Here is a 13,375-nt window from a genome sequence, read left to right as displayed (position 1 = left end):
GGAGCGTGGGATGGCCAGCGAGAGTGACTACCGGATTGTGGATGTGCGGACCTATCCGCTGGTTCAGCGCCTGCCGCAGCCTGCAAAAACCTCATGGGGCACTTATGAGGCGGTATCCATACTCTTGGTGGAGGTAGAGACTGCCTCGGGAATTTGCGGTGTCGGCGAGTGCCTCGCGCGCTTTGCACCTGCCGGCTATGCCGAGGTGATCAAGGCGGCAATGCCGCGCCTGATCGGACAGGATGCTACTGCCATTACCGCGCGTTGGAAGGATATGCGACGCACCCTGTCGGGCCGTTCCGGCGGCATCCTTATAGAGGCAATGTCTGCGGTCGACATCGCGCTATGGGACATATTGGGCAAGGCCGCCAATCTGCCCATCTGGAAGCTGTTGGGCGGCGTTGGCAAAACCGATGTTCCGGTATACGGCGCATCGATCCGCTGGGGCACCGACAGCGAGGCCGACAGTGATCTGGACCTCATGCGTGAACGCGGCCTAAGCGACATGAAGGTCAAGATCGGGCGGCCTGTTGATGAAGCATGCCGAAGAATCGCGCGGCTTCGCGAACGCGCCGGCGACGATATTCGACTCAGCGCCGATTCCAACTGGGCCTACTCGCTGGATGAAGCCAAGCGGGTTGCCGCTGCGCTGACCGACAACGGCTATCACTGGTTTGAAGAACCTCTCCGCCCGGAAGACGAAGATGGCTACCGCCAGCTGCATCGCCGCTGCGCCGTGCCGCTTGCAGCCGGCGAAAGCAACTACACCCTGGACCAGGCCATGCCCCTGATCCGTGACAGGACCCTTTCAGTGCTGCAACCCAATGTGACGCGCTCCGGCGGGATCACCGAGACGAGGCGCATGGCCGAGCTGGCCGCGATGCACGACATCTCCTATGCGCCCCATGTCGGCATGTCAGGCATCATCTGTGAAGTGGCAAGCCTGCATCTGGCCGCCGCAATGCCGAACACGCTCAGCATGGAATGCGCCTTCGCACCAAACCGCTTCCGCGACGGCATCGCCGATATCGCTCCGGCCAACAGCCGCATCAAGGACGGGACCGTTGCAGCACCCGATGGACCGGGCCTCGGTATCACGATGAACTGGGATCTCGTCAAGGAGATGGTGGCATGAGTGACGCAATCATCTCGGACGTGATCGCTCATCCGCTGACCCAGACAATGACGCGGCCAACCAGCACCTCATGGGGCACCTACACGGAAGTATCCATGGTGCTTGTGGAGGTGCGGACCGATGCCGGCGTGACCGGCGTTGGCGAGACACTCGCCAGATTCGCACCCAAGGCATATGCGGATTTGATCGAAACCCTGCTGAAGCCGCGTCTAGTGGGGCAGCCGGTCTCCAACATCGCCGCACACTGGCACACGATGCGTCGGTCTCTGTCGGGTCGCAGCGGCGGGATGCTGATCGAGGCGATCGCAGGGGTCGATATCGCGCTCTGGGACATAATGGGAAAGCTGGCAGGGCTTCCCCTCGCCCGGATTCTTGGCGGCATGAACCGAAGCGAAATCGATGTCTATGGCGCCGCCATCAACTGGGTTGATGACGATGAGGCAGACGCTGAACTTGCTCGACTGATCGGCAGAGGCTTCACCAATATCAAGGTCAAGATGGCGCGGCCGGTGGATGAAGCCTGCAGACGCATCCAACGGATGCGTGAGAAGGCGGGGAGCAAGATCGGCCTGTGCGTTGACGCCAACTGGGCCTATTCACTCGATGAAGCGGTGGAAGTGGGTCGCGCCCTCTCGGACAACGGCTATTTCTGGTTTGAAGAACCTTTGAAGCCTGAAGATGAATACGGCTATGAACGACTGCGGGAACGCTGCGACGTGCCCCTGGCCGCAGGCGAGAGCAACTATTCCGTCGACCAGGCCCGTCGTCTTCTCGCAAACCGGACCTTGTCGGTATTGCAGCCAGATGTGGCACGCGCAGGCGGGGTCACCGAAACACGCCGGATGGCCCTTCTGGCCGACGCGCATGACGTAGCCTACGCGCCTCATATCGGCATGTCCGGCATCATATGCGAAACCGCCAGCGTTCATCTCTCGGCAGCCATGCCCAATTTCAGGATCATGGAATGTGAATGCGACGAGAGCGCCTTCAAGGTCCAGATTGCCGATCTGCGGCCGGGCTGTCTGCGCCAGGAAAATGGTCGTCTCAAAGTACCGGAGGGGCCGGGACTGGGTCTCCAGATCGATTGGGACGCCGTCAAACATCTACGCAGCCAATGATCTTGGCGCCACCATGCAGCTAGAGGAAACCAGATGACACAAGAGATTGAAGCCTTGCGGCAGGAATTGCGCCTGGCAGACCCGGCAATGAGCCGATTTGACCCCTTGCGCAGGATCATATCGCACGACGACTTCTCCAGGGGTCATTGCGGCTGGTCGCAGCTCGTGGGCAACTACGAGGGCAGTCTCGACACGATGCTGCCCGGCTATGCGCAACATACAAGCGCGATGCTCTCAACCCTTCCGCACTGGGACGCAGGCTCGCATGGCGGCGTAGACAGCTCCTACGCACTGAAAATTGCGACGCGCCCCAAACCCGGCGCGCAGAACGTGGCGATCAAACGGCTGACAATGCGCAAGCGCTGCCCGATCCGCTTCGAGGCCTATGTAACTTTCAAACCTGAAGCCACCGAGCTTCGTCTCGGCGACAATGATGTTCGCTCCTGGGGATTTCTGTTCGACCTCCAAGGGGGCGATCGCGATGCGGACGCCCGCCGCGTCATGCCGCATCTGCGCTTCCTGAATGCCGAAAACGGCAAGACCCTGCGCAAATGGCAATACAAGTCGGGCCAGACCGAGTTCACCTCGATTGGCAACGAAAACAAGACGCTGAGTCACTATCACCTTTCTCCGCAAGGTTGGGCGGATCTTGCCGGCGGCGACCAGTTGTTCTGCTACAACGAAATCGCGACCAAGGTGAACTGGCACTATATCTGCTTCGATTTCGACCTTGGGACGATGCGCCCGCTGCGCTTTGCCTGCAATGACCGGGAAATGGATGTCTCCGGCTTCGAATCCATCGAGATAGCGGCCATGCCCAATCTTTGGAACATGCTCAACTTCGCCTTTTTCGTTGAGACCGACGCCGCCAAACGTGCCTTCCTCTACATCGATTCCGTCTGCATCTCAGGGGACTTCTGATGCTGCCCGAAAACATCACAGCCATTCTTGCCCGCAATGAAAAATGGGAAGGCATGGCCGCCACCGAACCCTTCGAAGCCGGCTGGGCAAAGGAAGCGATCATCTTCGTGCGTGCGCTCAAGAAACCGCAGGGCCCACAGCCCGTGGGACGCGTCCAGATTTCGGCTGACGGGATGCATTGGGTCGACGAAGGAACATCAATCAAGCTGCCCGATGAGGGCGAAACCGCAGCCGTCAAGCTAAGTCATTTCGGCAACTGGCTCCGACTCAGCGCCGACTTCGCCCAGGGCTCAAGCGCGGTGGTGCTTGTCTCCCTGCACCTGAAGGCTTGAAACGAAACGACATGGTGAGACAACCTGCCATTCGCGCCCTGCCCGATACGCAATGCCAAGTCGGAGAAGGCATTCTGTGGTGCCCGCACAGGCAGCTTCTGTTCTGGGTGGACATCACCGGTTGCGCGCTTCTCAGTCATGATCTGGCAAATGGCAGAGGACAGCGCTGGCCCCTGCCCGACCAACCCGGATGCATTGCGCTCACCCACACGGACGAAATCATCATCGCCATGCCTGACGGATTGTATGGATTTGAGCCTGCAGATGGTGCAATGCGCCTTCTTGCCTCAACACCCGGCACCGATCCCGAAACGCATCGCGCCAATGATGGCGCGACTTCCCGGTCCGGGCGCTTCGTCTTTGGTACAATCGCAAGAGGCGACCGCTCGGCCCCCTCTGGCTGCCTATATGACTGGGCAGAAGGCGCGGATGTTCAGCGCCGCATGAGGGGATTTCACATCGTCAACGGCTTGGCATTCAGCCCCGATGACAGGACAGCGTATTTGTCAGATAGCTACCAAACGGTGCAGACCATCTGGGCATTCGATCATGATGCCGCCACAGGGATTTTTACGAACCGCAGGGAATTTTTCACGACCAAAGAATGCGCAGGGCGTCCGGACGGTGCCTGCATCGATACCGATGGATGTTACTGGATGGCTGGTGTGGGCGGCTCGGAAATTCTGCGCATCACGCCTGGCGGCAAGGTGGACCTGCGTATTGAGCTCCCCGTTAAATGGCCAAGCAAACCCTGCTTTGGCGGCCCGGACCTGCGCACGCTTTATGTTACCAGCCTTAGGCTACCCGATGCACCGACCTATATGGATGGGTTCGTGATCGAGATCGAAACGGAGCATCAGGGCATTCCCGAACCTGTCGTTCAGCCCCGAAATCGCTTCAAGATTTAGGCGTTCATCGCGACAGTGACATAATGGGCAAGTGGAAGCTCCGCTCACTGGGCCCCGCGCCTTCCACACACCGGCAAGGGTCTGAGCCTAGTGAGCCGAAGAGACCGGCGCAGTCAGAACGGCTTTTGTGCCGGGTGAGTTGCTCACGAAGTCCAGATTGCCGCCCAACTGCTGCACCAGAGCATCGATCATGCGGGTACCATAACCGGAACTGGACGCCCCGCGTCCCCTGCCATTGTCGCTGACCTCGAGCCGGAACTGGTTCTGGTGCTCGGTGAGAATGACTGTCACGGGCCCGGCCTCACCATCATAGGCATATTTCGTGGCGTTGATGACAAGCTCGGTCAGTATGAGGCCCACGCTGATGGCGCGGTCGTTGGGCAGAAGCACCGGGTGAAGATCAGGCTTGAGCTGTTGCTGCCACGTTTCGCCCAGCGACGCGAAAAGATCATCCAGCAGTTCTTCGACATAGCGTGCCCCGTCGACGCTATGCAGCTGATCCGTGCCGTAGAGGCGGCGATGAACGAGCGAAACCGCCGCTATGCGCCGCCTGGCCTCCTCGATCGACTGGCGGCCGGCGTCATTGGCGGATTCACGCGCCTGCATTGCGAGGAATGTCGAAACCAGCGTGAGGCTGTTTTGAACACGATGGTTCACCTCGCCAAGGAGAAACTCGCGCTGCTTCAGCAACGTCTCTTTCTGGTTCACCAGAGTTAGGAGCTCCTTGTTGAGGTCTGAAATCTGCCGATGCTGTGACACGTTCCTGATCGCGACCGTCAGATGCTCGGCAGCCGATATCTCCGGCACGCTCCACGGTCGTGCCTTGCCGCGAACCATCTCCCTCCAGGCGGAGAAACTCGATCGTGGCGTCAGTGGCTCGTCATCATTCCACGACGCAGCCTTGTGAGGGTTGCCAGCCCATTCGACAACTTCAACTGCTTCCGCACGGAACCAAAGAACTTTCCAGGGTTCGCTCGGGGACAGGGTAATCGCCAACAGCCCAGCCGAAAGCGGGCCGACCGCCGCAGCCGGAGCACTTGTCGCGGACAGCTCGCTTGAAGCAAAGACCGGAGAAGGCCCCGCTTCTCCCAGCCACGCTGCCAGTTCACGGATCGCAGGTTCGGGAGGGCACTTGCCCGTGCTCACCAACTCTTCGGCCCGGACGACCGCCACCCCGTCGGCATTGAACATGCGCTTGACTTCAGGAAGGTGCTTGGACAGCGCCGCGCTTAACGAACCTTCCCGCGAGAGCAACTCGATTATGCGATCTTCGAAGGAGCGCAGGCGAACACGCTCACGATAGGCGTTCACGTCTTCCTTGGCCTTGATCTGCCGCGCCAGCGTGCTGGAAAGTGCGCGGCAAATCGTGCGCTGATCCCAGTTCAGGCCACGCGGCCGCATGTTGTGGCAGGCAATGAGGCCCCACAGCTCACCTTCCTTGACGAGCGAGAATGAAGCCGAGGCGCCAACTCCCATATTCCTCAGATACTGGATATGGACCGGCGACACGCTGCGAAGACTTGAGTCGCTCATGTCGAGCGGCATTTCCTCAACACGCGCCGGTCGCAATGGCGCCGGTTCATAGCCGACATCGGGGATGACGCGCACCAGGTTGCGCAGATAGAGCGCACGCGCCTGCGCCGGGATATCGGAGGCTGGAAAATGGTGGTTCAGAAACGATCCAAGCTCGGGCGCAACGTCTTCGGCAACAACCTTGCCGGCGCCGTCATCGAGAAACTTGTACACCATGACGCGATCGAACTGCGTCAGACGGCGGAACTCCCGTGCAGCACGATGCATGAGGGTCTCGACATCCGTCACGCTATCGAAAGCGTGTCTTGCTGCTTCGAATTCAAGCATCAGATCAGCCAGAACCTCCGGCGCGGATGCCGGTTCAAGTTCGACCAGCAGTTCCTGCTCCAGCCTGGATATGGTTATGTCGTATCGGCCGGGAGCGCGTTGAGGCACGACATTGCGCAAAACCGCGGCTTCGCCGTGCAGGATCGCTGAGGCTGCCTCTTCGGTCAGTAGCTCGCTCAGCGGCGCGTCCAGCCAATTATCCGTGCCAATCACACGCTTTACAGGCCCGGCCCCGTGGATGACCCGTTGCGAGGCCTGGTCGACCACGAGCAGCACCCCGTGCGGCTGTATCGCACCCGGAATGTGGATGGGCTCCTTGTCGCACGCGGTTAAAGGTGGCTTGATATTCACTTCGTGCCTCCGCACAGAACGAACTCGGCATGATCGAATGCTCTTGTGGCACCCCGGCAGATGGCAGCAATTCCTAAGTCGCCGGAGCCGTGCTCTTCAATGGCAGATAGCAGCGACCGCCACATCGAACCGCCGGCAGTTCCATAGGGATTGAGAAAGGCCAGTTCCGCGGCTTCCACATCCTGTTTCTTCAGTTGCGCCTGTATGAACCGGCCGCCGAGGATCGAACCTTCCACGACATAAAAGGATCCCAGCGCTTCGCGCAGATCGGCAGGGGCTGGAAACCCAGTGGCGCAATCGGCAGACGCCTGAAGCATGTTGACTGCTTCCCAGGCTTGGCGACGGTGCTTGAAGCGCAGCTCATGCAGCGGTTCAAGCTCGGGGCCCAGCGCGGCGAAAGCGGAAGAATAAAATGCAGCGTAGCGCGCAATGACCTGCGGCCTGCGATGCATATCGGCAAGTTCAGAGACTGCATCGAACCGCTCTTCGAGTTTTCGATGTTGCTCAGCGGTGGCCTCTCGCAATGCTGTCAATACACTTCCGTGTTCCGTTTGCGGCTGTAGTACCAACAGCATCTCCTGTTCTGTCAGTTGTGCCGAATGCGTGCTGACCTCTTCCCCCTTATCAGCAGTGAAGTGCTGCCGCCACCTGTACATTAACTCTTGCGGGCTTTGCACCTGAACAGCGCCAAAGGTTTTCTGGAGGCTTCGGCGGACGATGTGTCAGGTTCCCGGCCCGCCACATGCTCTCGCTTGGTGCCGAGCGTTCGGGCCGCCAGATTTCAGAGCTCGCTCAATTCCAGCTTGAGGTGGAGGCTGCTGCTGTCACCACCTGGCAGATCCATCATTCCAGAACCTCCAGGACCGTTTTCCCCGGTGGCGTGGCTCTGTGGCTCCAAGGCGAACCGGTTTTTTTCCGGATCGGAATAAAGCATGAGGCAATGGGCATTCAGCGCCACCATCTCCAAGCTGTAACCCAGACTGGGCTGGATTATCTGCGCGTGGCCCTGCCAGCCCGAATAACAATGATTGATCCATCTGTTCGGGAGAGGCCGCTGCGAAGAGAAATCGAATTCAGCCGGAACGGGAATTCTGCCCGTTGGAAGGTGGCCGGGCCCTTCGGGCCAGAGCGTCTGCGCTGGAAACCGGATTGTCGTGTCGCTGCGCCGGGGAAAATAGGGATGTAAACCGAGCCCCGCCGGGATGGAATGATCGTTGCTGTTTGCAAGTTTCAGCTCGAATTCGACCGAGGAGCCGGATATCGCAATGCGATAGGCGAGTTTGAAGCCGAAGACAAATTCGTCCGTCACCTCCAGTTCGAGTAGACACGAAGTGGACGTGAGCTCGACCATGTCCCATGGAAGCTGCCATGCCACACCGTGGAGCGCCAGAGGATCACTCGTATTGGGCTGCAGGCGGTATCGATGATTGCCGCTCCCGATCACGTTGTCTCGCGCCCGGTTGGCAAATGGTGCCATGGGGAACAACGCGCTGTCCTCGACACGCAAATCGGGACGTTCCCCCCCAAGCAGGACTGGGCGCCTTTCCCCCCGACCGAGAAACTCCAGACTGGTGACCGAGGCGCCCAGCTTTGCTGCTAGCCCCAGGGACAAAGCTTCATTCTCGAGGGTGATGACGGAGGACCTGGTCATCGTCTCACCGGTCTTCGTATCGTCCTGCAATCCTCGCAAGGTCGGACGCGGCCACATTGATCAGCTTCACCATAAGGTCGCGTGCAGTATCTGCTTCACGCATACGTATGGCTTCAAGCACGTCACCATGGGTGGCAAGAGTAGCCGCATAATTTTCCGAACCTGTTGTGGTGACCCGGAAGCTCATCCGCAGCGCCATTCCGATGACTGCGCCGAAATTGGAGAAGATCTCGTTCTTTGATGCCGCGAGGATTGCCAGGTGGAAATCTTCGTCAGCGGTCACGGCGGCATCGATATCCGCGATATCGGCCGCACGCATTGCATCGAATGCGCGCTGGATCCTGCCGAGATCCGTCCCGTCGGCACGCTCTGCCGCCATTGCGGCAGCCGCGGGCTCTATGACCTGCCTCGCCTCGGTCAGGGAGCGGATGAAGTTCAGATCCGGTGGCAGGCTTTCACGCCATGCCAGAAGATCTCCATCCAGATGATTCCAGCGGCTGGGAGGCAGAACCACGGTCCCGATGCGCGGACGGCTTTCAATCAGGCCCTTGCCCGCCAGCATGCGAACGGATTCGCGAAGCACCGTCCGGCTGACATCCATCGATTTTCCGAGTTCGGCTTCCGTCGGCAACTTGCTGCCGGGCGGCACTTCGCCCGACAGGATCATCCGCGCCAAGGTCGAGGTGACCAACTCCCTTTGACGGGGTGTGGCCGCCCGCGTTTCGCTTACCTTGTGCACGTTCATCGACTGTTTCAGCTCCGGTTCAGACGGTATTCCGCCAGGAACACCGCAAGTATCAGCAAAGTGCCCTTGGCCAGCATCTGGTAGAAAGTCGGCACGGCAGTAAGAATCATACCGTTGTTCAAGACACCGATGATTGCAACGCCAAGCAACGCCCCGACCACGGTACCACGACCACCTTGCATCGCGCAGCCGCCCAGAAAGGCTGCCGTGATGGCTTCCAGCTCCAGGCCGTCAGAACCGGAGATTGGCTGTCCCGAACCGGTGCGTGCAGCAAGGAGGATGCCGCCCACACCCGCCATTACGCCAGAGAGTACATAGATCGCGACACGGTAGCGCGGGATGCTGAGGCCAGAAAGGCGGGCGACCACCGGATTTCCGCCGATCGCATAATAGTTCCGCCCCACGATGCTCTTGTGCATGAAGACATAGAATCCGATGGCGACAAGCACCAGGATCCAGATTGGAATAGGCAAGCCAAGCATGCGGCCGGTACCGATCCAGCGGAACGTGTCGTTGAAGATCGAGATGGATTGACCATCCGAGAGGATGAACGCAATGCCACGAAAGATCGCCATGGTCCCGAGCGTCACGATGACGGCATTGATGCGCCCATAGGTGACCAGCAGACCGTTCACGAGACCTGCCAGCCCGCCAACCACCAATCCGGCCAACAGCCCCATCCCCGCCATCTCGGTCGATTGTATGGCCATTGCGGTTGCGACGGTGGTCAGCCCGACGATCGAGCCCACGGAAATATCGAGACCGCCGGATACGATGACACCGGTCTGGGAAATCGCAAGCACGCCAAGAATCGCCACGCCCATGCCGATATTCAGCAGGTTCCGCGTGGAGAAGAAGACGTCTCCTCTGAGCGCGCCGAATATGACGAGAAGGCCGATCAGCGCGACCAACAGACTGATATTGTGAATGCCGACCCGTTCCACGAACCGGTGCATGAAATTTCCGCGATTGTTTAGTTCGAGCGATCCAACACTCATCGTGCCAATCCTTCCGTTCCTGCAGCAGCCTGCCTCGCGCCGTGCGGAATAGCCGCTGCCATGATACGTTCTTCCGAGATGTCGTTCTTATCGAGCTCGGCGTTGATGCGACCGTCGGCCATCACGAGGATGCGGTCCGACAGGCCGATGAGCTCGGGCATCTCCGACGAAATCACGATGACCCCCAGGCCACGGGTATCGGTGAGTGTTCGAATGAGCTCGTAGATCTCCGAACGCGCACCCACATCGATGCCACGCGTCGGTTCATCTAGGATGAGGACCTTAAGGTCGCAGGCAAGCCAGCGCGTCAGGACAACCTTCTGCTGATTGCCGCCGGAAAGCGATGTGATCGGAGCATCGAGAGAAGATGCCTTCAGCCGCATCTGGCGAGAGATTTTCCCGATCAGGTTCAGCGCCTTGCGACGATCGAAGAAGCCCTTGGTGGAAACCTTCTCCGGCACACAGAGAACCGCATTCTCCAGAATGGTCTGAAGCAGGAGCAGGGCTTCATCCTTGCGGTCCTCGGGCGCAAAGCCGATGCCCGCCGCGATGGCCGCCGCCGTATCACCAGAGGGAAGCTGGTGCCCATCAAGCAGAACCGTGCCCCCGGTCCGCCGATGGAAGCCGAAGATGCCTTTCGCCAGCTCGGAGCGCCCCGCCCCGATGAGGCCACCAATGCCCAGCACCTCGCCGCGATGCAGCTTGAAGGAAATGTCGCTCACATGATCCGTCGAGAGATCGGCAACCTCCAGAACAACATCGCCCTGATTGGGTGAGCGCTCGGGAAACATGTCCGAGAGCGGTCGCCCGACCATCAGCCGGGTGATCTTCTCTTCGGTGATGCCTTCTGCGGGAAGGTCATCGACCAGCTGGCCGTCACGAAGCACCGCCACCCTGTCGGCCAGCTGCGTGATTTCCGCGAGGCGGTGTGAAATATAGATCACCGCCACGCCCTCGCCTCGCAGGCGGTCGATGATGGTGAACAGGCGCTGCGCTTCCTCGTCAGTCAAAGATGAAGTCGGTTCATCGAACGCGATAAGCTGGCCGCCAGCCTGCACCGCGCGCATGATCTCGATCATCTGGCGTTGGGCCGGCCCGAGCCCACTGCACATCTGACCCGGCCTCAGTTCGCCTGTCATGCCGAACGTCTCGAGCAGGGAAACGGTCTTTGCGTTCAGCGTGGTCCAATCGAGGAAATACTTCCCCCTTCGCGGCAAATCGCCGGCGAAGATGTTCTCCGCGACCGTCAGATCGGGAACGATCTCCGGCTCCTGGTGAATGACACGGATACCTGCCGCATGTGACTCACGCGGCTGCGCGAATTGCACGCTCTCGCCACGGATACGGATAGTGCCGCGGCTTGGCGGATGAACGCCTTCAAGCAGGCGCATCAGCGTGGATTTGCCAGCTCCATTTTCACCAACCAGCGCCAGCACTTCGCCTTCCCTGACATCAAGAGAGACGTCGGAAAGGGCATGCACTGGCCCGAAATGCTTGGTGAGCCCTTCCGTCCTGAGGAACGGGGTTCCCATTTCTGCCTCCGCGGATATTGAAGAGAAAGCCGGATGGCACAAGGGCCATCCGGCACGTGCTTACGAGCTGCAGAGCTTGCTCTTGTAGTCGCCGAAATTCTCAAGGGTCACGAATTCCGGATCGGAATATGTGGCCTCCGGAAGTTCGGTGCCGTCCTTGATCTTCTTGAGCAGCAGGTTGACCGCATCCCGGCCGTGGTTTTCGGAGTTCAGCCACATCGTTCCCTTGAACGCAGACTCCCGACCATTCCCGAAAGCATCACAGGCGCGGCTGCCATCAATGCCGATGCCGATGCCGTTCTCTGCGGGATAATTGGAATTCTCCATTGCCCGCGCAGCGCCCAGAACACCGTCATCATTGCAGGCGTAGAAGATCCAGTGGTCATATTGCGGATTGGCGGTCAGCGTCGTCGTCATGACGTCGATGGCGTTGACCATCGTGTTGTCATAGGCAGCCCGGATGATCTGATCTTCACCCAGATCGGAATTTTCGAGCAGCGCTTTCTCCGCACCACCGTTGCGCTGCATGCAGGTGTCGGCCTTGCGGTCTTCGATCGAAACGATACCGACTGACCCCTTCTCCCATCCCTTTTCCTGATACAGCTTTGCAAGCTCCGCGCCCACCTGCTCGCCGATGGCGAAGGCGTTCAGCCCTACATAGGGCACCGGATTGCCGGCCTCGTCCTCGATGTCGTCATCGACGGCGATGATGGGGACGCCGGCTTCGGCGGCTCTGGCGGCCACGATCGGGCCCAAGGCGCGGTCCGGCACCACGATGGCGATACCATCCACACCGTCGCCGATCATGGTATCGAGCGTGGTGATCGTCAGATCGGCATTGAACTGCACATCCTGGCTCACAAACGCGGCACCGCCTGCCTCCGCAGCTTCCTTGGCACCAGCCACTTCCGCCACGAACCATGGATGATCACCCATCTTGTTGATGTAGCCGATCTTGATATCGTCCTGGGCATTTGCGGCCGGAACGGCGAGCATCGTCGCTGCGCAGGCAGCGGTCATAAGGTGTAGTTTCATGTTTTCCTCCCTGAAGTTTTCGAAGTTCAGTCGTGGTACAGCGCCGACCTCCCACCATCGATGACGATGGTTTCGGCGTTGATGAATGGGGCCTCGTCCGAGGCCAGAAACACTGCTGTCATGGCGACTTCTTCCGGAGTGCCGATCCGCCTTGGCGGATGAAGTTCCTCCGCCCGACGTCGCTCCGCACCCGGATCAGCGAAATTCGCCCAGTAGTCGCGGGCGATCTCGGTATCGATATAGCCCGGCGCAATTGCGTTCACCCGCAGCCCCTCTGCTGCATATTCGATGCCCAGGGATCGCGTGAGACCGATGAGGCCGTGCTTGGCAACCGGATAGGGAAATGTCGCCGGAATGATCTTGAAGCCATGCGTACTGGCAATGTTGATGATGGATCCGCCGCCCTGTCTGCGCATGGGTGAAAGTACCGCTTCACTCATGGCCCAACAGGCTTCGAGATCCAGCGCCATGCACCGCGCCCATTCCGTTCGCGGCATCTCATGGGGCCGGTGAAAGACATTTGCCCCTGCGTTGTTGACGAGAATGTCGATCCGTCCGAACGCTTCGGTCGTGGCCGCAACCACAGCGTCAACGTGGACCTGCTTCGTAACGTCCGTTTCGACGAAGATGCCACCTATCTCGTCGGCAACAGCCTGGCCCGTCACGGCATTGAGCTCTGCCACGACAACATTCGCGCCTTCTGCCGCGAAGGCCCGCGCGATTGCCGCGCCGATCCCTTGCCCAGCACCTGTGACGATCGCGACCTTTTGCTCCAACCGCCCCGCCATG

The 13,375-nt window shown here is 59.8% G+C and carries 13 protein-coding genes; 5 read left to right on the top strand and 8 right to left on the bottom strand.

The features are described 5' to 3' along the window. Positions 1 to 10 precede the first annotated feature (10 nt). The 5 genes from EL18_RS01870 to EL18_RS01850 are packed head-to-tail and all read left to right on the top strand — an operon-like array spanning position 11 to position 4,414. The gene (locus EL18_RS01870) at positions 11 to 1,135 is read left to right on the top strand and encodes a mandelate racemase/muconate lactonizing enzyme family protein (protein ID WP_244444498.1); all 1,125 of its coding nucleotides are present in this window, start codon (positions 11 to 13) and stop codon (positions 1,133 to 1,135) included. Further along, complete coding sequence (locus EL18_RS01865) at positions 1,132 to 2,253, top strand: mandelate racemase/muconate lactonizing enzyme family protein (protein ID WP_036479190.1); 1,122 nt, start codon at positions 1,132 to 1,134, stop codon at positions 2,251 to 2,253. The genes EL18_RS01870 and EL18_RS01865 overlap by 4 nt, the downstream gene beginning before the upstream one ends. A 33-nt stretch (positions 2,254 to 2,286) precedes the next feature. After that, positions 2,287 to 3,174, top strand: a complete 888-nt coding sequence (locus EL18_RS01860) for a DUF6772 family protein (protein WP_152552935.1) — start codon at positions 2,287 to 2,289, stop codon at positions 3,172 to 3,174. Continuing rightward, a complete protein-coding gene (locus EL18_RS01855; RefSeq protein WP_036479188.1) occupies positions 3,174 to 3,506 on the top strand; it encodes a hypothetical protein in 333 nt (110 codons plus the stop codon). Before EL18_RS01860 ends, EL18_RS01855 begins: the two co-directional genes overlap by 1 nt. Positions 3,507 to 3,517: 11 nt before the next feature. Continuing rightward, positions 3,518 to 4,414 (top strand): SMP-30/gluconolactonase/LRE family protein, encoded by an 897-nt coding sequence (locus EL18_RS01850; RefSeq protein ID WP_036479186.1) that lies wholly within the window; start codon positions 3,518 to 3,520, stop codon positions 4,412 to 4,414. A gap of 87 nt (positions 4,415 to 4,501) precedes the next feature. On the opposite strand, the gene EL18_RS01845 is transcribed toward EL18_RS01850, so the two are convergent. The 8 genes from EL18_RS01845 to EL18_RS01810 form a co-directional block, all read right to left on the bottom strand. After that, on the bottom strand, positions 4,502 to 6,625 hold the full coding sequence (locus tag EL18_RS01845) for a histidine kinase dimerization/phosphoacceptor domain -containing protein (RefSeq protein ID WP_244444497.1): 2,124 nt from the start codon (positions 6,623 to 6,625) through the stop codon (positions 4,502 to 4,504). Beyond that, complete coding sequence (locus EL18_RS17205) at positions 6,622 to 7,302, bottom strand: biliverdin-producing heme oxygenase (RefSeq protein ID WP_152552934.1); 681 nt, start codon at positions 7,300 to 7,302, stop codon at positions 6,622 to 6,624. The genes EL18_RS01845 and EL18_RS17205 overlap by 4 nt, the downstream gene beginning before the upstream one ends. Positions 7,303 to 7,406: 104 nt before the next feature. After that, complete coding sequence (locus EL18_RS01835) at positions 7,407 to 8,276, bottom strand: aldose 1-epimerase (protein ID WP_161781959.1); 870 nt, start codon at positions 8,274 to 8,276, stop codon at positions 7,407 to 7,409. A 4-nt stretch (positions 8,277 to 8,280) separates the two neighbouring features. Further along, the gene (locus tag EL18_RS01830) at positions 8,281 to 9,021 is read right to left on the bottom strand and encodes a FadR/GntR family transcriptional regulator (RefSeq protein WP_036479172.1); all 741 of its coding nucleotides are present in this window, start codon (positions 9,019 to 9,021) and stop codon (positions 8,281 to 8,283) included. An 8-nt stretch (positions 9,022 to 9,029) separates the two neighbouring features. Continuing rightward, positions 9,030 to 10,019, bottom strand: a complete 990-nt coding sequence (locus EL18_RS01825; protein ID WP_036479169.1) for an ABC transporter permease — start codon at positions 10,017 to 10,019, stop codon at positions 9,030 to 9,032. After that, positions 10,016 to 11,551 (bottom strand): sugar ABC transporter ATP-binding protein, encoded by a 1,536-nt coding sequence (locus EL18_RS01820; RefSeq protein WP_051913665.1) that lies wholly within the window; start codon positions 11,549 to 11,551, stop codon positions 10,016 to 10,018. Before EL18_RS01820 ends, EL18_RS01825 begins: the two co-directional genes overlap by 4 nt. A gap of 60 nt (positions 11,552 to 11,611) precedes the next feature. Next, positions 11,612 to 12,586 (bottom strand): substrate-binding domain-containing protein, encoded by a 975-nt coding sequence (locus EL18_RS01815; RefSeq protein WP_036479166.1) that lies wholly within the window; start codon positions 12,584 to 12,586, stop codon positions 11,612 to 11,614. A gap of 26 nt (positions 12,587 to 12,612) precedes the next feature. After that, on the bottom strand, positions 12,613 to 13,374 hold the full coding sequence (locus tag EL18_RS01810) for an SDR family oxidoreductase (protein ID WP_036479164.1): 762 nt from the start codon (positions 13,372 to 13,374) through the stop codon (positions 12,613 to 12,615). Position 13,375 lies beyond the last annotated feature (1 nt).

Origin of the sequence: Nitratireductor basaltis, from assembly GCF_000733725.1 — a bacterium.
GTDB lineage: Bacteria > Pseudomonadota > Alphaproteobacteria > Rhizobiales > Rhizobiaceae > Chelativorans > Chelativorans basaltis.
The sequence above is the reverse complement of the archived record's forward strand: the minus strand, read 5'-3'. Positions and strand labels throughout refer to the sequence as shown.